The organism is Mycobacterium stomatepiae (assembly GCF_010731715.1).
In the GTDB taxonomy this organism is placed as follows: domain Bacteria; phylum Actinomycetota; class Actinomycetes; order Mycobacteriales; family Mycobacteriaceae; genus Mycobacterium; species Mycobacterium stomatepiae.
In genome coordinates this window covers 72189-93779 of record NZ_AP022587.1, presented here as the reverse complement: position 1 = coordinate 93779, position 21591 = coordinate 72189, and the positions used below count along the sequence as shown (strand labels likewise).

20 protein-coding genes are annotated in these 21591 nt (G+C 67.5%); 9 read left to right on the top strand and 11 right to left on the bottom strand.

The annotated features are described in order from the left end of the window. Positions 1–46: 46 nt before the first annotated feature. A complete protein-coding gene (locus G6N54_RS00500) occupies positions 47–1468 on the top strand; it encodes an acyl-CoA carboxylase subunit beta (protein WP_163788077.1) in 1422 nt (473 codons plus the stop codon). Positions 1469–1534: 66 nt separating this feature from the next. Here the strand turns inward: G6N54_RS00500 and G6N54_RS00495 are convergent, their stop codons facing one another. From G6N54_RS00495 to G6N54_RS00475, 5 genes are all read right to left on the bottom strand, one after another. Then, on the bottom strand, positions 1535–2869 hold the full coding sequence (locus G6N54_RS00495; protein WP_163794353.1) for an MFS transporter: 1335 nt from the start codon (positions 2867–2869) through the stop codon (positions 1535–1537). 169 nt (positions 2870–3038) lie between these two features. After that, a complete protein-coding gene (locus tag G6N54_RS00490; protein WP_163788076.1) occupies positions 3039–4649 on the bottom strand; it encodes an FAD-dependent monooxygenase in 1611 nt (536 codons plus the stop codon). Between the two features lie 77 nt (positions 4650–4726). After that, positions 4727–5359, bottom strand: coding sequence for a TetR/AcrR family transcriptional regulator (locus G6N54_RS00485; protein WP_163788075.1), 633 nt, complete (start codon positions 5357–5359; stop codon positions 4727–4729). Between the two features lie 83 nt (positions 5360–5442). After that, positions 5443–6987 carry a glycerol-3-phosphate dehydrogenase/oxidase gene (locus G6N54_RS00480; RefSeq protein WP_276056777.1) on the bottom strand — a complete coding sequence of 515 codons (1545 nt, stop codon included), beginning with the start codon at positions 6985–6987 and terminating at the stop codon, positions 5443–5445. Then, the gene (locus G6N54_RS00475) at positions 6984–7556 is read right to left on the bottom strand and encodes a TetR/AcrR family transcriptional regulator (RefSeq protein ID WP_163788074.1); all 573 of its coding nucleotides are present in this window, start codon (positions 7554–7556) and stop codon (positions 6984–6986) included. The genes G6N54_RS00480 and G6N54_RS00475 overlap by 4 nt, the downstream gene beginning before the upstream one ends. 47 nt (positions 7557–7603) lie before the next feature. Between G6N54_RS00475 and G6N54_RS00470 the strand changes: the two genes are divergently transcribed. From G6N54_RS00470 to G6N54_RS00460, 3 genes are all read left to right on the top strand, one after another. Next, on the top strand, positions 7604–9181 hold the full coding sequence (locus G6N54_RS00470; RefSeq protein WP_179969211.1) for an FAD-binding oxidoreductase: 1578 nt from the start codon (positions 7604–7606) through the stop codon (positions 9179–9181). Then, positions 9178–10089, top strand: a complete 912-nt coding sequence (locus G6N54_RS00465) for a diacylglycerol kinase (RefSeq protein ID WP_163788072.1) — start codon at positions 9178–9180, stop codon at positions 10087–10089. Before G6N54_RS00470 ends, G6N54_RS00465 begins: the two co-directional genes overlap by 4 nt. A 67-nt stretch (positions 10090–10156) precedes the next feature. Further along, positions 10157–10666, top strand: a complete 510-nt coding sequence (locus G6N54_RS00460) for an Rv2253 family sensor-like surface protein (RefSeq protein WP_163788071.1) — start codon at positions 10157–10159, stop codon at positions 10664–10666. Between the two features lie 9 nt (positions 10667–10675). On the opposite strand, the gene G6N54_RS00455 is transcribed toward G6N54_RS00460, so the two are convergent. The 3 genes from G6N54_RS00455 to G6N54_RS00445 all read right to left on the bottom strand — a co-directional run bounded on the left by G6N54_RS00455 (position 10676) and on the right by G6N54_RS00445 (position 13159). Further along, positions 10676–11188 carry a DUF3145 domain-containing protein gene (locus G6N54_RS00455; RefSeq protein WP_163788070.1) on the bottom strand — a complete coding sequence of 171 codons (513 nt, stop codon included), beginning with the start codon at positions 11186–11188 and terminating at the stop codon, positions 10676–10678. 127 nt (positions 11189–11315) lie between these two features. Further along, positions 11316–12143, bottom strand: a complete 828-nt coding sequence (locus G6N54_RS00450) for a serine hydrolase domain-containing protein (protein WP_163788069.1) — start codon at positions 12141–12143, stop codon at positions 11316–11318. Next, the gene (locus tag G6N54_RS00445) at positions 12140–13159 is read right to left on the bottom strand and encodes a class I SAM-dependent methyltransferase (protein WP_163794349.1); all 1020 of its coding nucleotides are present in this window, start codon (positions 13157–13159) and stop codon (positions 12140–12142) included. Before G6N54_RS00445 ends, G6N54_RS00450 begins: the two co-directional genes overlap by 4 nt. A 142-nt stretch (positions 13160–13301) precedes the next feature. On the opposite strand from G6N54_RS00445, the gene G6N54_RS00440 reads away from it, so the two are divergent. Beyond that, a complete protein-coding gene (locus tag G6N54_RS00440; protein ID WP_163788068.1) occupies positions 13302–14399 on the top strand; it encodes an S-(hydroxymethyl)mycothiol dehydrogenase in 1098 nt (365 codons plus the stop codon). Further along, entirely contained in the window at positions 14399–15022 is a 624-nt protein-coding gene (locus G6N54_RS00435) for an MBL fold metallo-hydrolase (RefSeq protein WP_163788067.1), read from the top strand. The genes G6N54_RS00440 and G6N54_RS00435 overlap by 1 nt, the downstream gene beginning before the upstream one ends. A gap of 13 nt (positions 15023–15035) precedes the next feature. On the opposite strand, the gene G6N54_RS00430 is transcribed toward G6N54_RS00435, so the two are convergent. Next, a complete protein-coding gene (locus G6N54_RS00430) occupies positions 15036–15758 on the bottom strand; it encodes an SHOCT domain-containing protein (protein WP_163788066.1) in 723 nt (240 codons plus the stop codon). A 57-nt stretch (positions 15759–15815) separates the two neighbouring features. Between G6N54_RS00430 and G6N54_RS00425 the strand changes: the two genes are divergently transcribed. Beyond that, positions 15816–16772 (top strand): SDR family oxidoreductase, encoded by a 957-nt coding sequence (locus G6N54_RS00425; RefSeq protein ID WP_163788065.1) that lies wholly within the window; start codon positions 15816–15818, stop codon positions 16770–16772. A 120-nt stretch (positions 16773–16892) separates the two neighbouring features. Next, a complete protein-coding gene (locus G6N54_RS00420) occupies positions 16893–17216 on the top strand; it encodes a hypothetical protein (protein ID WP_163788064.1) in 324 nt (107 codons plus the stop codon). Positions 17217–17222: 6 nt separating this feature from the next. Here G6N54_RS00420 and G6N54_RS00415 read toward each other — a convergent pair whose 3' ends face one another. Next, positions 17223–19052, bottom strand: coding sequence for an Hsp70 family protein (locus G6N54_RS00415; RefSeq protein WP_163788063.1), 1830 nt, complete (start codon positions 19050–19052; stop codon positions 17223–17225). 137 nt (positions 19053–19189) lie between these two features. Beyond that, entirely contained in the window at positions 19190–20275 is a 1086-nt protein-coding gene (locus G6N54_RS00410) for an NAD(P)H-dependent amine dehydrogenase family protein (protein WP_163788062.1), read from the bottom strand. An 88-nt stretch (positions 20276–20363) separates the two neighbouring features. On the opposite strand from G6N54_RS00410, the gene G6N54_RS00405 reads away from it, so the two are divergent. Next, on the top strand, positions 20364–21572 hold the full coding sequence (locus tag G6N54_RS00405) for an MFS transporter (protein WP_163788061.1): 1209 nt from the start codon (positions 20364–20366) through the stop codon (positions 21570–21572). The last annotated feature ends 19 nt before the right edge of the window (positions 21573–21591 follow it).

The window sequence follows — 21591 nt, the reverse complement described above, 5'->3', positions numbered from 1 at the left end:
CCCAGCGGTATTGAACCCCCGAGCTCACCGGAAACAGGAGATTGCGATGACACTCATGGCCCCCGAGGCGGTCGGCGAATCGCTCGACCCCCGCGACCCGTTGCTGCGTCTGAGCAACTTCTTCGACGACGGCAGCGTCGTGCTGCTGCACGAGCGTGACCGTTCAGGTGTGTTGGCCGCGGCGGGCACCGTAAACGGCGTGCGCACGATCGCGTTCTGCACCGACGGAACCGTGATGGGCGGGGCGATGGGCATCGAGGGATGCCAGCACATCGTCAACGCCTACGACACCGCCATCGAAGAGCAGAGCCCGATCGTCGGCATCTGGCACTCGGGCGGCGCCCGGCTGGCCGAGGGCGTCAAGGCGCTGCACGCCGTGGGCCTGGTGTTCGAGGCCATGATTCGCGCATCCGGTTACATCCCACAGGTTTCGGTGGTCGTCGGCTTTGCCGCCGGCGGCGCCGCCTACGGTCCGGCGCTTACCGACGTCATCGTGATGGCCCCGGAGAGCCGGGTGTTCGTCACCGGGCCGGACGTGGTGCGCAGCGTCACCGGCGAGGACGTCGACATGTGCTCGCTCGGTGGCCCGGAGACCCACCACAAGAAGTCCGGTGTCTGCCACATCGTCGCCGACGACGAGCTCGACGCTTACGAGCGGGGCCGTCGCCTGGTCGGATTGTTCTGTCAGCAAGGGTATTTCGACCGTACCAAGGCCGAGGCCGGCGACACCGACATCCACGCGCTGCTGCCCGAATCGGCGCGGCGGGCCTACGACGTGCACCCGATCGTCACCGCGATCCTCGACGACGAGACGCCGTTCGACGAGTTCCAGGCCAACTGGGCGCCGTCGATGGTGGTCGGGCTGGGCCGGCTGTCCGGCCGCACCGTGGGCGTGCTCGCCAACAACCCGCTGCGCCTGGGCGGCTGCCTGAACTCCGAAAGTGCGGAAAAGGCAGCACGTTTCGTGCGCCTGTGCGATGCGTTCGGGATTCCGCTGATCGTAATCGTCGACGTGCCCGGCTACCTGCCCGGTGTCGACCAGGAGTGGGGCGGCGTGGTGCGCCGCGGTGCCAAACTGCTGCACGCGTTCGGTGAGGCCACCGTCCCGCGGGTGACGCTGGTCACCCGGAAGACCTACGGCGGGGCCTACATTGCGATGAACTCCCGCTCGTTGAACGCGACCAAGGTGTACGCCTGGCCGGATGCCGAGGTGGCCGTGATGGGCGCCAAGGCCGCGGTCGGCATCCTGCACAAGCGCAAGCTGGCCGCCGCGCCGGACCACGAGCGCGAAGCGCTGCACGACGAGTTGGCCGCCGAACACGAGCGGATCGCCGGCGGCGTGGACAGCGCCATCGAGATCGGCGTGGTCGACGAGAAGATCGACCCGTCGCACACCCGCAGCAAGCTCACCGCGGCGCTGGCGGAGGCGCCGGCACGTCGCGGGCGCCACAAGAACATCCCGCTGTAATCGGCCGGGAAACCTCGCGCGAGCGTAAGCAGGCTGCGAATTTCAGCGCGAAATTTCGCAGTGCGCTTACGCTCGCGTCTGGTCGGCCAGCGCCCGGGCTTCTTCCTCGGTCTCGACCGAGGGACCTGACCCGGGTAACGGCTTGCCCGCGGTTTCCGGCGCAAACACCAGGGTGATCACGCCGACCAGGCCGGCGACCATCAGCATGTAGGCCGGCACCATCTCGTTGCCGGTGCTCGATACCAGCGCCTCAGCGATCAACGGGGTGACGCCGCCGACGGTGGAGATGGACAGGTTGTAGGAAATGGCCAGCGCCCCATACCGCACCCGGGTGGGGAACAGCGCCGGCAACGCCGAGGGCGTTGTGCTGTCGAAGCAGAGTTCCATCAGCCCGATCAGCAGCACGCCGAGGAAGACCACCGGGTAGACACCGCCAAGGCGCATCAGCAGAAACGCCGGAATCGACGCCACGATGAGCAGCACGCAACCGGTCCGCAGGATCGGTTTCACGCCGATCCGGTCGGACAACTCCGCGACGAACACGATCGTGGCCATCAGGATTGCCAGGGCCGCCACGATCATCACCGTGGCGACGGTTTCCCCAAGGTGCACAACTGTTTTCAGGTAAGTCGGCAGGTACCCGGTGACCATGAATTCGGCGACCTGCGAGGTCAACACCAGGGCAGCGCAGATCAGCATCGGCCGCCACTGCTCCACGACGGTGTGCCGGAACTGGGTACGGCCGCCGTGCTCGACGGCATCCGGATTCTGACTCATCCGTTCGAAGGCCGGGGACTCCTCGAGCCGCAGTCGCATGTAGAGCGCGACCAAGCCCAACGGTGCCGCCAGCAGCAAGGGCACCCGCCAGCCCCAGGTCAGCCAGTCGTGATCCGGCAGCCAGGCCTGTAGCCCCGTCACCAAGAATCCGGCGACCACAAAGCCGATCAGGTTGCCCAACGGCAGGAACCCGACCAGCATGCCGCGCTTACGATCCGGTGACTGCTCCACCAGAAAGGTCATCGCGCCGACGAATTCGCCGCCGGTCGACAACCCCTGGAAGATTCGGGCGACCACGAGCAGGACCGGCGCCCAGATCCAGATCGCGCTGTAGCCGGGCAGCAGGCCGCTCATCGTCGTACCGGCCGTCATCATGAATATCGTGATCACCAGCACCCTCTTGCGGCCGATGCGGTCACCGAGTGGCCCGAAGATCATCCCGCCCAGCGGTCGCACCACAAACGCCGCCGCCAGGGTGCCGAAGGTGGCGATCAGGTGGACAGCGCTCACGCTGTCGCCGGGGTAGAACACCCGCGCGATCGTGGTGGCGATATAGCCGTAGACCCCGAAGTCGTACCACTCCATGACATTGCCGATCGCGGTGCCGGTGATCGCCTGACCCATCACGGTCGGATCGGTGACCGTGATCTCCTCGCGCGCCCACCTGCGCCGAGTGCCGTCGGTGTCCATCGAAACCCTTGTTACCCGAACTTTGCCGGGTCGAATCAGGCAGGCCCGGTCAAGCGAAGAACTCCGGGGCCGCGTCGGCGCTCAGTCGTGATCAGCGGACCGGTCACGCCGTCCGGGCGAGGATCTGACACAACGCCCGGGAGAGTTCGGTTTTTGGCGAGCGCGCAAGCGTGTCGGCGCGCCAGCCCACGAAATCGTCGGGGCGCACCAGTAACGCTCCATCCGGTGCGAGTCTCGTTGCAGCAGAACAGGCTCCGTCGACATCCCACTCAGTTCCGATGCGTCGCAAGGTGATTGGGACGCCCAAAGCCTGCGACGCCGAGGCGGCGGCATCCGGCCATGCGGCGCCGTCGTCGCCGGTGAACAGGGTGAAGTCGGGACCGAACAAGTCGAGGGTGGAGACCCGATCTTCGCCGTCGAGGACCCAAGCGTGCGGAATCCGGGTACCCACTTGGCCGTGCAGTTCCTCCACCAGTGACACGGCGTCCGGATCCGCCGGAACAGGATCGTCGGAAACCACAGCGGCCGAACGATATTGGTAGCCGATCAGTAAGGGAAACATCGGCACCTCTTCGCCCGCCGACAATTGCGGCCGGCTGTCGTCCAGCCGAAGGAAGGCCAGCGATGGCCCCGTGAGCGACTGCCGGGCGTTGAAACGCCCGACTGGGTGTCGCTCGGTGTGGTAGGTGGCAAGCAACGCCGGGGCGGCGGTTCCGTTCAAGACGGCGGCCAGCTTCCAGGCCAGGTTGTGGGCACTCTGGATTGCGGTGTTGGCCCCCCCGGCCTTGAACGGAGGCATTGTGTGGGCCGAATCGCCGACGAGAAAGACTCGACCGCTGCGGAATTGGTCAGCCACCCGCTCGTAGGGCTGCCACGGCGCAACGTCGACGACTTCTACATCGACGGGCTCACCGATCCCTTTGATCAGCAGCTCTGCGCACCGCTGCGCGGTGAACTGATCGGCGGTCTCCCCACGGCCGGGGAAGTATGTGGTGATGAACATGCCGAAGTCGTCGCGCACTGGGAGAAAAATGCCCTCCACGTCCGGGTTTTTGACTTGGATACCGTCGCCGCCGCCGAGCCGCGGGACGAACTTTCGCCACGGTCCCCGGAAGTAGATGAAGACGACATAGATCGGCAACGCACCGTAGCCGGAGGTTGTCACGCCGAGCGCGTCGCGGACCGGACTATGCACACCGTCGGCGGCGACGAGATAGTCGGCGCGTACCGTCTCGGCCACGCCCGACTCGCGATCGCGTACCACCGCGGCGACGCCGTTTTCGTCCTGTTCGAACCAGGCCAGCTCCGTGTGGTACCGCGCCTCGCTACCGCTTCGACGGATATGCGCGAGCAGGATCGGTTCCAACGCGCTCTGCGGACAGTATTGTGCGGCGGGCTCGGGACTCAGATCCTTGAATGGCGCGAAGATCGCGTTGACGTCGAACGCCTGATGTTCTTCGGCGCTGTTCAGCGTCGGCTTGCTCAGCATGGCCGAAACGCCCCGGGCGATCGCATGGACCTCGTCGGCCAGACCCAGACCGCGCAGGATCTCCAAGCTGCGGAAACTCAAGTTGCGCGCTTTCGGATAGATGAAGACCTCGCTGCGCTTTTCGACCAGCAACGAACGAACACCATGTTTGGCGAGCAGCGCCGAAGTGGTCAGGCCGGCAGCGCCGGCGCCGACGATCAACACCGGAACACGCGTGACGTCCATCGCCATTCCCATCTATGCGGAACTGGGTAGTTCCGTATAAGGTCTAATGTGGCACGCCGCGCTGGAAGGCGCAATACCTACGGCGTTGGCCCGCCGGCAAGCGGCAAGATGACGTCTTCGAGCACGCGCCGGACGTAGACGCGGTCGATCGGCCGTCCCGTGATCACCCGCAATACGTTGAGGCCCAACGCAACATCGGGAATCAGGCTCAGGTCACGGCCGGCCGGAATCTCCCCGCGAGCCAGCGCATGGTCGAGCACCGCCCGCACCACCTGCCGCGGAGTGGAGAGCACCAGGTCGTCGAGGGCCGCCGCCAGGATGGGGTTGTGCATCGCCGCCGTCGCCACCCCGACAACGACCCGAATCATGTGCGAATCAGCATTATCCAGGTCAGGTGTGGCGGCAACCAGCGCGTCTATATCGCCGCGGAGGCTCCCGGTGTTGGGCGGTTCGACGGGTCCCAGTCGCCGTCTCCAGTGAGCGATGGCATCGGCAACCACCACGGCCTTCGACGGCCAGCGACGATAAATCGCCGCCTTTCCGACGCCGGCGCGCGACGCGACGTCGTCCATGCTCAATCGGTCATAGCCCGCTTCGGCCAGACCAGTCAGCGTCGCGTCGAGGATCGCGGTGTCCAACGAACGATCGAGGCGTCCCCTGCTTCGAGTCCGGCGAGAGGTGGGCGCCGCCTGGCCGCCTTCGAGCTCCATGCACCGTTTCCTTATCGATACGCACTAGTTCCGTTTATGGTATCCGGCGGCGCAGTCACCCGACCCGCTTCAGCCCGACCACGTCAGCCGACTCCCGCCAGGAACTCCTCGGCCACGGCCAGTGCCCGCTCGCGATCGCGCGGCACCAGCCCGATCCGAGTCCGGCGATCGAGGAGGTCGTCGGCGTCGAGCGCACATTCGTGGGTGACGGCGTATTCGAACTCCGCGCGGGTCACGTCGATGCCCTCGGCGACCGGCGCGGTCGGGTGTTCGCAATGAGCAACCGCCACGACGTTGAACGCCTCGGCGCCGTAGCGCGCCACCAGCGACGCGGGCAGCTCGGCCCCCGGAACCGCGAGCGGCCCGGGATTCGATGGCGCCCCGATTAGCGGCAGATTGCGGGTCCGGCAACTCCCGGCCTGCAGGTACCGCAGGCTGACCGCGCGGTCCAGGACGTCTTCGGCCATGAACCGGTATTCGGTCAGCTTGCCACCGATCACGCTGATGACCCCGGACGGCGACTCGACGACGGCGTGCTCGCGCGACACGTCGGCGGTGCGGCCTTCGAAACCGGCACCGCCGGTGTCGATCAGCGGCCGCAGCCCGGCGTAGGAGCCAATCACGTCGGTGGTCGACAGCGCGGTCCCCAGCGCGGTGTTGACTGTGTCGAGCAGGAACGCGACCTCGTCCGGCGACGGCTCCGGCACATCGGGAATCGGGCCGGGCGCGGCCTCGTCGGTGAGGCCGAGGTACACCCGGCCCAGTTGTTCGGGCATTGCGAACACGAAGCGGTTGAGCTCGCCGGGGATCGGAATCGTCAGTGCCGCAGTCGGATTGCCGAAAGCGCCGGCGTCGAAGACGAGGTGGGTCCCGCGGCTGGGCCGCAACCGCAACGAGCCGTCGATCTCCCCCGCCCACACCCCGGCCGCGTTGATCACCGCGGCGGCGGACACGTCGAAAGACTGCCCGGTGCGGCGATCGGTCAACCGCGCCGAGGTACCGGTGGCTCCGGATGCCTCGACGTAGGTGAGAATGCGGGCGCCGTACTGGGCCGCGGTGCGCGCGACGGCGGTGACCAGGCGGGCGTCGTCGATCAACTGCCCGTCATAGGCCAGCAATCCGCCGTCGAGGCCGTCGCGGCGCACCGTCGGCGTCATCTCCACGACTCGGTCAGCGAGCACCCGGCGCGAGCGCGGCAGGGTCGACGACGGGGTTCCGGCCAGCGCCCGCAAGGCGTCGCCGGCGAGGAATCCCGCGCGCACCAACGCGCGCTTGGGGTGACTCATCGACGGCAGCAACGGAACCAATTGCGGCATCGCGTGCACGAGGTGAGGGGCGTTGCGCGTCATCAGGATTCCGCGCTCGATGGCGCAGCGCCGGGCGATTCCGATGTTGCCGGTCGCCAGGTAGCGCAGCCCGCCGTGGACCAGCTTGGAACTCCAGCGGCTGGTGCCGAACGCCAGGTCGTGCTTCTCCACCAGCGCCACGCGCAGCCCGCGCGACGCCGCGTCCAGCGCGATGCCGACCCCGGTGATGCCGCCGCCGATCACCAGCACGTCCAGCGGCGCGCCATCGGCCAGCGTGTTCAGTTCGGCGGCGCGGCGGGCGGCATTCAAGGCGGCGGTCATGACGACAGGTATCCGTTCAGCGAGTGGGTGAGTTCGGTGGCCAGCGCGTCGGCATCGAGGATCGGGCGCACGATCCGCTCGGACTGGATCGTCGACTGCGCGATCAGCAACACCATCGTGGCCATCTGCAGCGGATCGCCGGCGCGCACGCTGCCGTGGCGCTGAGCCACCCGCAACCGGTCGGCCAGCGCGCCGATCAGCATCTGCTGGCTTTCGCCGAGGCGTTCGGTGATGTAGGTCGACGCCAGGTGCGAATGCATCACCGACATGATCAGCTCGTCGCGGCGCAGCAGATCGGCCACCGAAGCTATTTGGCGGACCAGCGATTCACGGTCTTCACCCAGTAGCGGCGCCTCTTCCATCACACCAGTGATCCGTTGGGTCAGCAGCGACGCCACGATCGACGGCGTGTCCGGCCATCGGCGGTACACGGTCGGCCGGCTGACGCCCGCGCGCCGCGCGATCTCGGCGAGCGTCACCCGGTCCACCCCGAAATCGACCACACAGCTGGCGGCCGCCGAGAGGATCCGCTCGCCCACATCCAATCCTGCATTACTGATTGACAGCATGTGTAATACTGTAACGCATGACGCAATCCGAGCAACTCCTGCCGCCGATGAAATGGAACGCGTGGGGAGATCCCGCCAGCGCCAAACCACTCTCCGACGGCATCCGGTCGCTGCTGAAACAGGCCGTCGGACTGGAAGACTCGGACCACGCCGAGCTCGCCGCCGACCAGGTGCAGCTGCGTCCGTCGGCGCTCTCGCGGGCCGACCAAGACGCACTCGCCGGCATCGTCGGCGCCGAGTACTGCCGCACCGACGATCGCGATCGGCTGCTGCACGCCGGCGGCAAGTCCACTCTCGACCTGCTGAGGCGCAAAGCCGCTGCGCAGGACGCACCCGACGCGATCCTGCTGCCCGGCGACGACGATTCCGTCCGCGAAATCCTGCGCTACTGCTCCGAACACGGCATCGCCGTCGTGCCGTTCGGCGGCGGCACCAGCGTGGTCGGCGGCCTCGACCCCATCCGCGGCGACTTCGGCGCGGTCGTGTCGCTCGATCTGCGTCGCTTCGACCAGCTCATTTCCCTCGACGAGGTGTCCGGGCAGGCCGTGCTGGGCGCGGGCCTCACCGGTCCGGACGCCGAACGTCTGCTCGGCGAGCGCGGCTACTCGCTGGGGCATTTCCCGCAGAGCTTCCAATTCGCCACCATTGGCGGCTTCGCCGCGACCCGTTCGTCGGGCCAGGATTCGGCCGGCTACGGCCGGTTCAACGACATGGTGCGCGGGCTGCGGATGATCACCCCGGCGGGAACGCTGGACCTGGGCCGCGGACCCGAATCGGCCGCCGGCCCCGACCTGCGTCAGCTGCTGATCGGGTCGGAGGGCACCTTTGGCGTGATCACGCAGGTGCGTCTGCGGGTGCACCCCACGCCGGAAGCGGTCAGCTACGAGGCCTGGTCGTTCCCCGACTTCGCGACCGGGACCGCGGCGCTACGCGCGATCACGCAGAATGCGACCGGCCCCACCGTCGTTCGGCTGTCCGACGAGGCCGAGACCGGCGTCAACCTGGCCACCACCGAGTCGATCGGGGAAAACCAGATCACCGGCGGCTGCCTGGGCATCACCGTCTTCGAGGGCACCAAGGAACACGTCGAGAGCCGGCACGCCGAGACCAGCGCACTGTTAAGCGCTCGGGGCGGCACGTCGTTGGGTGAGGGTCCCGCGCAGGCCTGGGAGCGCGGCCGGTTCGGCGCGCCGTATCTGCGCGACTCGCTGCTGGCCGCGGGCGCACTCTGCGAGACGCTGGAGACCGCCACCGACTGGTCGAACGTTCCGGCGCTGAAGGCGGCCGTCACCGAGGCACTGACCACCGCGTTGGCCGAATCCGGGACACCGGCGTTGGTGTTGTGCCACATTTCGCACGTGTACCCCACCGGCGCATCGTTGTACTTCACCGTCGTCGCAGGGCAGCGCGGCAATCCGATCGAGCAGTGGCAGGCCGCCAAGAAGGCCGCGTCGGACGCGATCATCGCCACCGGCGGCACCATCACCCATCACCACGCGGTCGGTGCCGACCACCGGCCCTGGATGCGCGACGAGGTGGGCGACCTGGGTGTGCGGGTGTTGCGCGCGGTCAAGGCGACCCTGGATCCGGCGGGAATCCTCAACCCCGGCAAGCTCATTCCGTGATTCGTCGCGAGATCGCCAAGGTCACCGCGCTGACCAATCCCCTGTCGGGGCACGGTACCGCCATTCACGTCGCGGAGGCCGCCATCGCGCGGCTACACGCGCGCGGGGTCGAGGTCAACGAGATCATCGGCGACGACGCGCAAGACGCCCGGCATCTCGCCGCCGCGGCCATCGAACGTGGCACCGGCGCGCTGGTGGCCACCGGTGGCGACGGCGTCATCTCCAACGCGCTACAAGTATTGGCGGGCACCGACATTCCGCTGGGCATCATCCCGGCGGGCACCGGCAACGATCACGCCCGCGAATTCGGCATTCCCACAAAGGATCCCGAGGCGGCTGCGGACATCGTCGTCGACGGCTGGACCCAGACGATCGATCTAGGCCGAATCCGTGACGCCGCCGGCCAGGACAAGTGGTTCGGCACCGTGGCCGCCGCCGGATTCGATTCCCTGGTCACCGATCGCGCCAACCGGATGAGCTGGCCGCACGGGCGGCTGCGTTATTACGTCGCGATGCTCGCCGAACTCACGCAACTGCGGATGTTGCCGTTCCGCTTGGTGCTCGACGGCACCAGGGAGATCGACGCCGACATCACCCTGGCGGCCTTCGGAAATACCCGAAGCTACGGCGGCGGGCTCTTGATCTGTCCGAATGCCGACTACACCGACGGCCTGCTCGACATCACGATGGCGCACACCGCATCCCGGACGAAATTCGTCCGGCTGTTCCCCACGGTGCTGAAGGGCACGCACGTCGAACTCGACGAGGTCACCACGGCGCGCGCCAAGACGATCCACGTCGAATGCCCCGGCATCAACGTCTACGCCGACGGCGACTTCGCCGGCCTGCCGCCCGCGGAGCTCTCCGCGGTGCCCGGCGCACTGCGGATTCTGCGTCCAGCGGTGTAACAACTGCTGCGACAAACGCGACATCAGGGCAGACCTGCGCCGTGGGAGCGCTGCCCTGGGAGGAACGATGTCGCGATATCGCACAACGACGCTGGTCGCCGCGGCCGTCACGCTCGGCGGCACGCTGGCCTCGGCCCCCGCCCAGGCGGCCGACCCGCTGTGGAACGGGCAGTACATGCTGACGCTGTCCGCCAACGCGAAGGTTGGCACCAGCATGGCGGCCAAACAACCCGAATTCGCCCACCGGGCCAGCGTTTCGATCACCTCGAAGTGCACCGCCAATATCTGCACCGCCACGGTGAACGACCCGCCACCGCCCAAGAACGACTCCATGCCGAAGACGATCGAATTCACCTGGAACGGGTCGCAGTGGGTGCGCGAGATGACCTGGCAGTGGGACTGCCTATTGCCCGACGGGACAACCGAATCCGACCCGGCCAAATCGATCACGGCCTATACGCCCGGGGCGAACGGCGTCCTGACCGGCGTCTTTCACACCGACATCAAAAGCGGTGCGTGTCAGGGCAATGTCGATATGCCGGTGTCCGCCGCTCCGGCGAACCCACCGACCGTTTAGTTCGACTGCTTACCCGACACCCCGGCTGAGCCACGTGACTTCGCCGGCTTCGCCGCCGTCGCGGTACGGCTCGAGTGCTTCGTCCCACGCAGTGCCCAGCACCGAGTCGAGCTCGGCGGCCAGATAGTCGGCGCCCTGCGCCATCATCGACCGCAGCCGCATCTCGCCGACCATGACATCGCCGTTGGCGCTCATCGCCCCGGTCCACAAGCCCAGTTGCGGGGTGTGGCTGAACCGGTGGCCGTCGACTCCGGGGCTGGGATCCTCGGTCACCTCGAACCGCAGCACCGACCAGGACCGCAGCGCGTTGGCCAACCGGGCACCGGTACCCACCGGACCGACCCAGTTGGTGACAGCACGCAGCTGCCCGGGCATCGCCGGCTGCGGTGTCCAGACCAGGTTGGCCTTGGATTGCAGGGTCGACGACAGCGCCCACTCGACATGCGGGCATACCGCCGCGGGCGAGGCGTGGACGTACACCACACCAGCCGTCACGTCGGCGAATTGGTTCGACGCACGCATCTACCTGCTCCTTCGGCTCCACGAGGGACGTCTTCCCCAACGACCTGGTGGACCGGCAAGCGGATGCATTTGTTTCGTGCGTGTCTATTGTGCCCTGTGATACCCGTGTTGCGCTAGTGCTGAGTGCCTATTTGATGTATTGCAGTAGCACCGCGTCGGCCACGGCGGGCCATAAGTCGAGCGCCCAGTCGCCGAAATCGCGGTCTGTCAGGGCCACCAGCACCAGCTCAGCGTCGGGATCTGCCCAGATGAAGCCACCTGCCTGGCCGAAATGGCCGTAGGTTCGCGCCGAGTTGCGCGCCCCCGTCCAGTGCGGCGATTTGCCATCGCGGATCTCGAAACCCAGACCCCAATCGTTGGGCCGCTGCACGCCGTAGCCGGGCAGCACCCCGTCCAGGCCGGGAAATTGCACGGTCGTCGCCTCGGCGTGCAGCTCGGCCGAGACGGTCGACGGGCACAGCAGGTCGCCGGCGAACGCCGCCAGGTCGGCGACCGTCGAGGTCGCCCCGTAGCCGGCCTCCGCCGTGCCGCCATCGAGCCGGGTGGCGCGCATCTGCAGCGGCTCGCACACCGCCTCGGCGAGGTAGCGGCCGAAGTCGATGCCCGACTCGCGCTCGATGGTCTCGGCCAGCACGGCGAAGCCGTAATTGGAGTACATGCGCCGGGTGCCGGGTTTGGCCAGCACTCGTCCGTCCAGCATCGCCAGGCCCGACGCGTGCGCCAGCAGGTGGCGGACCGTCGAGCCGGGCGGGCCGGCCGGTGTCTCCAGCTCGACGACGCCCTCCTCGATCGCGACCTGCGCCGCGCGGGCCACCAGCGGCTTGGTGACCGAAGCCAGCGTGAACACCCGCTCGGTGTCGCCGTGCGTGGCCAGCACGCCGGCGGGCCCGATCACCGCCGCGGCGGCAGCCGACACCGGCCAGTCGTCCAGGGCGTCGAGAGCGGCGCGCGTCACTTGGTGGCGATGTAGTAGCTGTTGACCGGGTCGGACTCGATCTCGAGCACCCGGACGTCGTCGAACCCGGCGTCGACGAGCATCGAGGTGGCCAGCTGCGTGCCCCACGCCGTGCCGAGCCCGGCGCCGTCCAGCGCCAGCGACACCGTCATGCAGTGCATCAACGAGACGGTGTAGAGGTAGGTGCTCATCGGGACGTCGACGTTTTCCTCGAGCCGGCTGGAGGCCTTGATGTCGGCCATCAGGAAGACACCGCCGGGCCGCAGGGCGCGCTGGATGTTCTCCAGCACCTGCGCCGGCTGCGCCTGATCGTGGATGGCGTCGAACACGGTGATGACGTCGTAGGCGTCCGTCTTGTTCAGATCGGCCAGGTTGTGGGCCTCGAAACCGGCATTGGTCAGGCCGAGGCGTGCCGCTTCCGCCACGCCGGCCGCGATGGCCTCTTCGGAGAAGTCGATACCGGTGAACCGGCTCGCCGGGAATGCCTGTGCCATCACGTTGATCGCGTGACCGCTGCCGCACCCGAAGTCGGCGACGTCGGCGCCGGAGCGCAATCGGTCCGGCAGGCCCTCGACCAACGGCAGCACGACGTCGACGAGCGCGATGTCGAACACCGCCGCGCTCTGCTCGGCCATCAGCGCGTGGAAGCGCGGGAACTCGCTATAGGGCAGCCCGCCACCCTCGCGGAAGCATCGGAGGATTTTCTGCTCGACTTCGGCGAGATGCGGAAGGAACAGGGCCACCAGGGCCAGGTTGTGCGGCCCGGCGGCGCGAGTCAGCACCGCGGCGCGGTGCGCGGGCAGCGTGTAGGTTCCGGCGCCGGCGTCGTAGTCGACGACGTGTCCGGTCGTCATGCCGCCCAACCACTCCCGGACGTAGCGCTCGTTGAGGCCCGCCGCGTCGGCGATCTGCGCGCTGGTGGCCGACCCCAGTCCGGCCATCGTGTCCAGCAGGCCGGTCTGATGCCCAATACTCAACAGGATTGCAAGGCTCGCACCGTCGATTGCCGAAACCATTCGTCCCGCAAAATCTTCGGTGGTCTCCAAAGAAGTCACGTCCACGGACGCTACACCCGCTCAATGTCGCGCCGGTTGACAAAGGCTGATGGGTGGACGCCCGGCCGCGCTGTGTATGGCCGTCGACAGTAGGTTGTAGGCCATGAGTCAGACAGTGCGCGGAGTCATTTCACGCAAGAAGGGCCAGCCCGTCGAACTGGTGGACATCGTCGTCCCGGACCCCGGGCCCGGAGAGGCACTGGTCGATGTCATCGCCTGCGGGGTGTGCCATACCGACCTGACTTACCGGGAAGGCGGCATCAACGACGAGTACCCGTTCCTGCTCGGCCACGAGGCCGCGGGCACGGTCGAGGCCGTCGGGCCGGGCGTGACGTCGGTGGCGCCGGGCGACTTCGTGATCCTGAACTGGCGCGCGGTCTGCGGCCAGTGCCGGGCCTGCAAGCGCGGCAAGACGCACCTGTGTTTCGACACGTTCAACGCCACCCAGAAGATGACACTGACCGACGGCACCGAGCTGACGCCCGCGCTGGGTATCGGGGCGTTCGCCGACAAGACGCTGGTGGCCGCCGGGCAATGCACCAAGGTCAATCCCGAGGCCGACCCGGCGGTCGCCGGGCTGCTGGGCTGCGGCGTGATGGCCGGCATCGGCGCCGCGATCAACACCGGTGCGGTCAACCGCGACGACACCGTGGCAGTGATCGGCTGCGGCGGTGTGGGTGACGCGGCGGTCGCCGGCGCGGCGCTGGTCGGCGCGAAGAAGATCATCGCCGTCGACACCGACAACACCAAGCTGGACTGGGCCCGCAAGTTCGGTGCCACCCACACGGTCAATGCCCGCGAACTCGACGCCGGAAAAGACTTGGTCGAAACCATCCAGAACCTCACCGACGGCTTCGGCGTCGACGTCGTCATCGACGCGGTCGGCCGGCCCGAGACCTGGAAGCAGGCCTTCTACGCCCGCGACCTCGCCGGAACCGTAGTGTTGGTGGGCGTGCCGACACCGGATATGAAGCTGGAAATGCCGCTGGTCGACTTTTTCTCGCGCGGTGGATCGCTGAAGTCGTCGTGGTACGGCGACTGCCTGCCCGAACGCGACTTCCCCACCCTGATCGATCTGTACCTGCAGGGCCGGCTCCCGCTGGAGAAGTTCGTCTCCGAACGCATCGGGCTGACCGACATCGAGGAGGCGTTCGACAAGATGCACGCCGGCAAGGTGCTGCGCTCGGTGGTGGTGTTGTAGTGGCCGGGATCGAACAGCTGGTCACGCACGGAACATTCGAACTCGATGGCGGCAGTTGGGAAGTCGACAACAACATCTGGATCGTCGGCGACGACTCCGACGTCGTGGTCTTCGACGCCGCCCACAGTGCGCAGCCGATCCTGGACGCCGTGCGAGGCCGCAACGTAGTCGCGGTGATGTGCACCCACGGCCACAACGACCACGTCACGGTGGCTCCCGAGCTGGGCGCGACGCTGGGCGCACCTGTGCTGCTGCATCCCGGCGACGAAGTGCTATGGCGAATGACCCACCCGGACAAAGACTTTCGTGCGTACGCCGACGGCGACACGCTGAGCGTGGCCGACACGAAGCTGCAGGCGCTGCACACCCCGGGCCACTCGCCGGGGTCGGTGTGCTGGTACGCACCGGAGCTGGGGGTGGTGTTCAGCGGCGACACGCTGTTCTCCGGTGGCCCGGGCGCGACGGGCCGTTCCTACTCCGACTTCCCGACCATCCTGAAGTCGATCAAGGAACGCCTGGGCGCGCTGCCCGGCGAGACCATCGTGCACACCGGCCACGGCGACAGCACCACCATCGGCGACGAGATCGTCCACTACGAGGAGTGGGTGGCGCGGGGCCACTGATTCTCAAGGTCGTTCAATGCCCTTCGAGGATCCGCTGCTTCTCGCTCTGGAACTCCTCTTCGGTCAGCGCGCCGGAATCCCTTAGTGACGCCAGCGTTTTGAGTCGCTCGACGCGAACCCCCTCGCCGCTGGGCTCGTAGGCCGCGCTCGGCGGCGCAACCTGATGCGCCCCCGCGACGAAAGCCGCGGCCACCTTGCGCCGGGTGCGCGACAACCACCACCCCGAGATGATCGAATCGAGCAGTCCCGCAACGAACATGGCCACGAACACCCACACCAGAAAGCCGTACGAACTGGAGTGGCCGAAGGCCAGTCGCGGCGCGATGAATCCGTTGACCTGGCCGTCGGTCGTGATGTTGTAGGTTCCCGCAACGGGGATCCGGGCCACCCACACCCGCATGTGCGCATCATTGTTGACAGTTGTTGTGCTACCGATACTTTCGGTCACCGACGGCTGCGCCACCCCGTCGGGAGGGGTGATCGTGACCCCGAGCGGCGGCACCGGCAGGCCGCCGCCGTCGGGACCGCTGATCACCACCGTGTGCAAGCTGACGGTGACCTCCCCGGCGGGCAGATACAAACTGCCACTGCCGGGGATGGCCACCTCACCGTAGGCGTTGTACTTGTCCAGGAAAAACGCGTTGAGCACCAGCGTGACGATGAAGCCGCCGACCGCCACGACCATCATCAGGACCGCAGTGGCCAGCGAAATCTTCGCAAGCCGTCTGCTGGTCATCCACGCAGTGTGACATTGCCAGTGACCCAGGGCCAGCGAAAGAGCACACTGATAGCCATGTCAAACGATCTCGTCGCCACCGTGCCGGACCTGTCCGGGAAGCTGGTCGTCATCACCGGAGCCAACAGCGGTCTGGGCTTCGGGTTGGCCAAGCGGCTGTCGGCCGCCGGCGCCGATGTGGTCATGGCCATCCGCAACCGGGCCAAGGGTGAGGCGGCGATCGAAGAGATCCGCCACAGCGTGCCCGACGCGAAGCTCACCATCAAATCCCTCGACCTGTCGTCGCTGGCGTCGGTCGCCGCGCTGGGCGAACAACTCAACGCCGAGGGCCGACCGATCGATATCTTGATCAACAACGCCGGGGTGATGACGCCACCGGAACGCGACACCACCGCCGACGGCTTCGAATTGCAGTTCGGCAGTAACCATCTCGGGCACTTCGCGCTGACCGGGCACGTGCTGCCGCTGCTGCGCGCCGCCCAGCGGTCCCGCGTGGTCTCGCTGAGCAGCCTCGCGGCCAGCCAAGCCGGCAAGATCCACTTCGACGACTTGCAGTTCGAAAAGTCCTACGCGGCCATGTCGGCCTACGGCCAGTCGAAGATCGCGGTGCTGATGTTCGCCCGCGAGCTGGACAAGCGCAGCCGCTCCGGCGGCTGGGGCATCGTCTCCACCGCGGCACACCCCGGCCTGACCAAGACCAACTTGCAAATCAGTGGGCCGTCGTACGGCCGCGAAAAGCCGGCACTGATGGAGCGCCTGTACAAGGCGTCGTGGCGTTTTACGCCGTTTCTGTGGCAGGAGATCGACGAGGGGATCCTGCCCGCCCTGTACGCGGCGGCCACCCCGCAGGCCGAGGGCGGCGAGTTCTACGGGCCCCGCGGCTTCATGGAACTCGCCGGCGGCGGCGTGAAAGTAGCCAAAACCCCCGCGAATGCCCGCAACGACGAGGACTGCCGACGGCTGTGGGAGGTCTCCGAGAAGCTCACCGGCGTCGCCTATCCGGCGACCAACTGACCACAGTCTGGGCCTCCGTCGACCGCCGGTCAGGCAAAAAGATTGCGGTAGCGAGAGTTTCGACACAGCTCGGCTAGGGGTAATCGAAATCGGACTGCAATTCAAATAGGGGGTAGGCGAATGAGCGTGCAGGACGACAAAGCAGCTGGTCAAGAAGCCGATCAGCAGGTCACCGAGAAGCCGGAGCCCGACGAGGACGACCAAAAAGCCGCCGCCGAGATGATGGTGGCCTACGAGGACCGACCCACGCTGGTGCTGCCGGGTTCGGGGGGAGCAATCTCGGGTACGGCGGTCAACGATTGGCTCGACGAGGACGGCAATCCCAAGTACGCCGACGGGTCGAACGACGAAATCGACCAAGAGCAGGTCGAAAAAGACAAGGCGTTGAACGTCGAACTCAAGAAGCTGGCGACCGAGGAAAACAAGGGCGAAAAGCGGCCCTGATAATCCCTACTGGCCAAATCCCGGAATTGGCAGGCTGATTCCGGGGATACGCGGAATAGGCGGAATCGCCGGGATCGGCGGGACCCGGGGCGCGGGCGCCGGAATCTGGGGCACCGGCGGCGGGGCCGGGGCCTCGACGGGCGGAGGCGCCGCGGGGACCGGCGTATCCACCGCCGCGGGCGCGGGCGTGTCGACTGCCGCGGGCGGGGGCGTGTCGACCGCTGCGGGGGCGGGCTGATCAGGAACCGCCGCCGGTGCCGGAGTCGCGGCCTGACCCGTGGGCGGCGCCTGGCTCGGTGGCGCGGGTTGCGCGGTCGCACCATTGGCGGGTGGCGCGGTCGCTGGAGTCGTCTTCACGCCGGAGTTCGGTGTCGGCGCCGGTTTGTCGTCGGAGAGCGCCATTGCCAACGCGATGCCGACCAGCAACACGGCGACGGCCGTGCTGATGATGAACATCCCGGGCAACCGGGACCAGGGCACGATCGGGCTCTTCTTCTCCCGACGTGGCGGCACGGAAGGCTGATCGAAGTTCAATGCCGGCCGCGCCGACGTATAACCTGACCCGCCAGCATGATTCGGGATCTGCCCACCGACGGCGGGCATCACCTGTGATTCGTCGCCGGCCTCCGACCACGCCAGCGCGGGCATCAGGCTCGAGATCGGCTCCGACGCGTGGGTCAGCACCGACTTGCGCTCTTCGACGGCCAACGGTGCCGCCGCGGCTGCTGCCGCCACGGCCGTCGCGGTCGCGCGCGAGGCGGCCGGGGTCAGCCGCGTCGCGCTGGTCTCCCCCGGTCCACGCGTCGCGCGTAGCGCCCCACCGATCGCCGGGGCCAGCTGCGGGCGCGGCATCGTCACCACGGGAACCCGCAGGTGTCCGGAGAGCATCGTGGTGACCGCCGGGATGTTCGCGCCACCGCCCACCGACACCACCGCGACCAGATCGCGAACTCCGTTGCGCGCCAGCGTTTCATCCAGGGCCGCCATGAAACCCGTCAGCGATGTACGGATCGCGTCGTCGAGTTCGTTTCTGGTGAGCCGGATTTCGCCGGGGATGCCCGGCAACCCCTCGGCCAGTGTGGCGACGGTGCTCGACGAGAGCTGCTCCTTGGCGGTGCGGCATCCGGTCCGCAGCCGGCTCAGCGGCCCGATGGCCGAGGTGCCGGACGGATCGAAGGAATCGGCGCTGGGCAGGTTGGCCAGGACGACCGTCAACAGCGCCTGATCGATCAGGTCGCCGGAGAAGTCGAGGTGCCGCGCGGTCGGGGCGAGCGGCTGGTAGTCGCCGGCGGCGTCCATCAGCGTGATGCTGCTGCCGCTGCCGCCGAAGTCGCAGACCGCCACGGTCCCGCGCGCCGGGATGCCCGGGTTGGCCCGCGCGGCGAACAGCGTCGCGGCCGCGTCGGGGATCAACGTCAGTGGACGGTCGCGGTTGGCCCATTCGGGCACCCGGCTCAGCGCGGAACCCAGCGCGTCCACCGACGTCGACGCCCAGTGCGCGGGGTGAGTCACCGCGACGTTTTCCGGCAGGCCGCCCCCGTTGGTGGCGGCGTAGGCCAGGGCACGCAGACCGTCGGCGGCCAGGACCTCGCTGCGATGTACCGTGCCGTCGGCGGCCACGATGCCGATCGGGTCGCCGACCCGATCCACGAAGTCGGTGATCACCAGGCCCGGCTGGTCCAGCCGGGGGTTCTCGCCGGGCACTCCGATCTCGGGCAGCCGCTCGCGAAAGAGCGTGATCACGGGCTTACGAGTGATGCCGTGGTCGGCGGTGACCGCGGCGAAGTTGGTGGCACCAATCGAGAGCCCCAGCGCGGGCGTAGCTCCGTCTGACATGGCCCCATTCCCCGTTATCCAGCGGAATGCCCCCGCATCCGCCGCCTATCCCCGATTTTGCCGGTTATACCTATAGCCAATCTCTGCGCTGGCTATGCGTGAGCTGTATAACGAATCGGGAACAGTATAAGCGCTGGTCACCGTATATTGCCGGCTCCGGCGATAAGCGGTAGATCCAGCGGGGTGACCCAGCCGGGCCGCAGCTCGTTGACCGCCGGCACCGCGTTCAGCGCGCGCAGCCCGGTGGCCAGGCATCCGGCCGCGGCCGCGTCCCGGCCGGAGCCGTCGGTGAACCGGAACGCGGTCTCCTGGAAGATGCTCGGCGTCCCCTCGATGTCGACCCGGTAGACGTCGTTGTCATGACCGGTCGGCCAGTCGGGGGCCGCGTCGAGGCCGATCCGGTTGACGTGCTCGAGCTGGATGCGGGTCTCGCCCTGGTAGACGCCGTTGATTGTGAATCGGACCGCGGCGACGTGGCCGGGCTTGATCACGCCCCGGGCGGAGTTGCGCTCGGTCGGCGTGACCCACTTGTCCCAGGTCGTGGTGATCTCGTCGAGCATGATCCCGGCGGCGTGCGCGATCATCGGGACGGTCGCACCCCAGGCGAAGATCAGCATGTCGCGGTCCTCGAGCATGGGCTTGAATTCGGGTTCGCGCCCGATCCCCATCTCGAACTCGTAGTCGCCCTCGTAGTTCGTGTAGTCGAGCAGTTCCGAGGCGCGCACGCGACGCACCTCGGAGGTCAGGCCCATCAGCGTCATCGGGAACAGGTCGTTGGCGAAGCCGGGGTCGATGCCGGTGGTGAAGCAGGACGACTCACCCAACTCGCAGGCCTCGGTGATGGGCTCGATCCAGTTCGGCGGGTTCAGGTGCATCGTCGGCCACACCCACGGCGTCATCGCCGTCGAACACACGTCGATGCCGGCCCGCAAGAAGGCGGTGATCAGCTTGATGTTCTCTTTGGCGTGCATGGCCGTCGGGCCGTAATGCACCAGCGCGTCGGGCTTCAACGCGATCAGCGCGTCGACGTCGTCGGTGGCCGTAACGCCGACCTTCTCCGACATCCCGCAGATATCGCCGACGTCGCGGCCGACCTTGTCCGGATTGCTGACCCCGACGCCCACCAACTCAAACAGCGGGTGCTTGACGATCTCGGGGATCACCATCCTGCCGACGAAGCCGGTACCAAACACCACCACACGCTTTGAGCCCGTCATGCCCAACCTTCCGTTCGCCAGCCCCCACTCGACTTCACACTAAGTTGCGACAGGTGTGCACCTAACATCCCACTGTGCGAACAGTGGGATCGCGATGAGCAGTACCGACCCGGTGGTCCGTAAGGGCCCGGCCTGGCTCACCAGGAATGTGTGGGTGCTGTCGCTGGTGTCGCTGCTGCAGGATGCGGCGAGCGAGCTGCTTTACCCGTTGCTGCCGATTTATTTGACGACCGTTTTGGGCGCGCCGCCAGCGGTGGTCGGGGCGGTGGAAGGCGCCGCGGAGGGCGCCGCGTCGATCACCAAGGTGGTGTCGGGCGCCTTAGGCGACCGGTTTTCCCGCCGGCCGCTCATCGCGACCGGATACGGGATGGCAGCACTAGGCAAGGTCTTCGTTGCCGTCGCCAGCGCGTGGCCCGGCGTGTTGGTCGGACGGGTTGTCGACCGTTTGGGCAAGGGACTGCGCGGCGCGCCGCGCGATGCGCTGCTGAGCGACGGGATCGATCCGGCCGAGCGTGGTCGGGTGTTCGGGTTCCACCGTGCGTTGGACACGCTCGGTGCGGTCATCGGGCCGTTGCTCGGGCTGGCCGGATATGAGCTGTTTCAGCATCGGATCGGCCCGGTGTTGTACCTGGCGGTGATTCCCGCTGTGCTCAGTGTGCTGGTGATCGCCTGGGTGCGTGAACGACCGCGAGACCTGCCGCGAGCCACCGGGGTGCGGGTGTTTTCGCAGACCCGTCTGCTGCCCCGCCGGTACTGGGCGGTGGTGTCCTTTCTGGTGGTGTTCAGCCTCGTCAACTTCCCTGACGCACTACTTCTGTTGCGGCTCAAGGAGATCGGCTTCTCGGTGGTCGCCGTCATTTTGGCCTACGTCGGCTACAACCTGGTCTACGCGGTGGCGAGTTTCCCGGCCGGGTGGATGGCGGACCGGTTCGGTCGTCCGGGCACTTACGGTATCGGGCTGGTGTTCTTCGCGATCGGGTATGTCGGCCTGGGCATTACCACGGACGCGGCGACCGCGTCGGGCCTGATCGTCGCCTACGGGCTGTTCACCGCCTGCTATGACGGCGTCGCGAAGGCCTGGATATCGACGCTTGTCGGGGAGGCACTGCAATCGAGCGCCCAGGGCGTCTTTCAGGGGCTGAGCGGGTGCGCGGTGCTGGCCGCGGGACTGTGGGCCGGATTCTTGTGGGGCACCGACGGCCGGGTGCCTTTGCTGATCTCGGGTGTCGTCGGGGCGGCGTGCACGGTTGTACTGCTGGGCGCCGTCGCCGTTCACCGGCGGCGCACCCGGCCGGTTTCCTGAACGCACCGCTTCCCTACCG

Coding starts and splice junctions, on each gene's coding strand:
- G6N54_RS00500 (WP_163788077.1), top strand. CDS start 47: ATGACACTCATGGCCCCCGAGGCGGTCGGCGAATCGCTCGACCCCCGC.
- G6N54_RS00495 (WP_163794353.1), bottom strand. CDS start 2,869: ATGGGTCAGGCGATCACCGGCACCGCGATCGGCAATGTCATGGAGTGG.
- G6N54_RS00490 (WP_163788076.1), bottom strand. CDS start 4,649: ATGGACGTCACGCGTGTTCCGGTGTTGATCGTCGGCGCCGGCGCTGCC.
- G6N54_RS00485 (WP_163788075.1), bottom strand. CDS start 5,359: ATGGAGCTCGAAGGCGGCCAGGCGGCGCCCACCTCTCGCCGGACTCGA.
- G6N54_RS00480 (WP_276056777.1), bottom strand. CDS start 6,987: ATGACCGCCGCCTTGAATGCCGCCCGCCGCGCCGCCGAACTGAACACG.
- G6N54_RS00475 (WP_163788074.1), bottom strand. CDS start 7,556: ATGCTGTCAATCAGTAATGCAGGATTGGATGTGGGCGAGCGGATCCTC.
- G6N54_RS00470 (WP_179969211.1), top strand. CDS start 7,604: ATGAAATGGAACGCGTGGGGAGATCCCGCCAGCGCCAAACCACTCTCC.
- G6N54_RS00460 (WP_163788071.1), top strand. CDS start 10,157: ATGTCGCGATATCGCACAACGACGCTGGTCGCCGCGGCCGTCACGCTC.
- G6N54_RS00455 (WP_163788070.1), bottom strand. CDS start 11,188: ATGCGTGCGTCGAACCAATTCGCCGACGTGACGGCTGGTGTGGTGTAC.
- G6N54_RS00445 (WP_163794349.1), bottom strand. CDS start 13,159: ATGGTTTCGGCAATCGACGGTGCGAGCCTTGCAATCCTGTTGAGTATT.
- G6N54_RS00440 (WP_163788068.1), top strand. CDS start 13,302: ATGAGTCAGACAGTGCGCGGAGTCATTTCACGCAAGAAGGGCCAGCCC.
- G6N54_RS00430 (WP_163788066.1), bottom strand. CDS start 15,758: ATGACCAGCAGACGGCTTGCGAAGATTTCGCTGGCCACTGCGGTCCTG.
- G6N54_RS00425 (WP_163788065.1), top strand. CDS start 15,816: ATGTCAAACGATCTCGTCGCCACCGTGCCGGACCTGTCCGGGAAGCTG.
- G6N54_RS00420 (WP_163788064.1), top strand. CDS start 16,893: ATGAGCGTGCAGGACGACAAAGCAGCTGGTCAAGAAGCCGATCAGCAG.
- G6N54_RS00415 (WP_163788063.1), bottom strand. CDS start 19,052: ATGTCAGACGGAGCTACGCCCGCGCTGGGGCTCTCGATTGGTGCCACC.
- G6N54_RS00405 (WP_163788061.1), top strand. CDS start 20,364: ATGAGCAGTACCGACCCGGTGGTCCGTAAGGGCCCGGCCTGGCTCACC.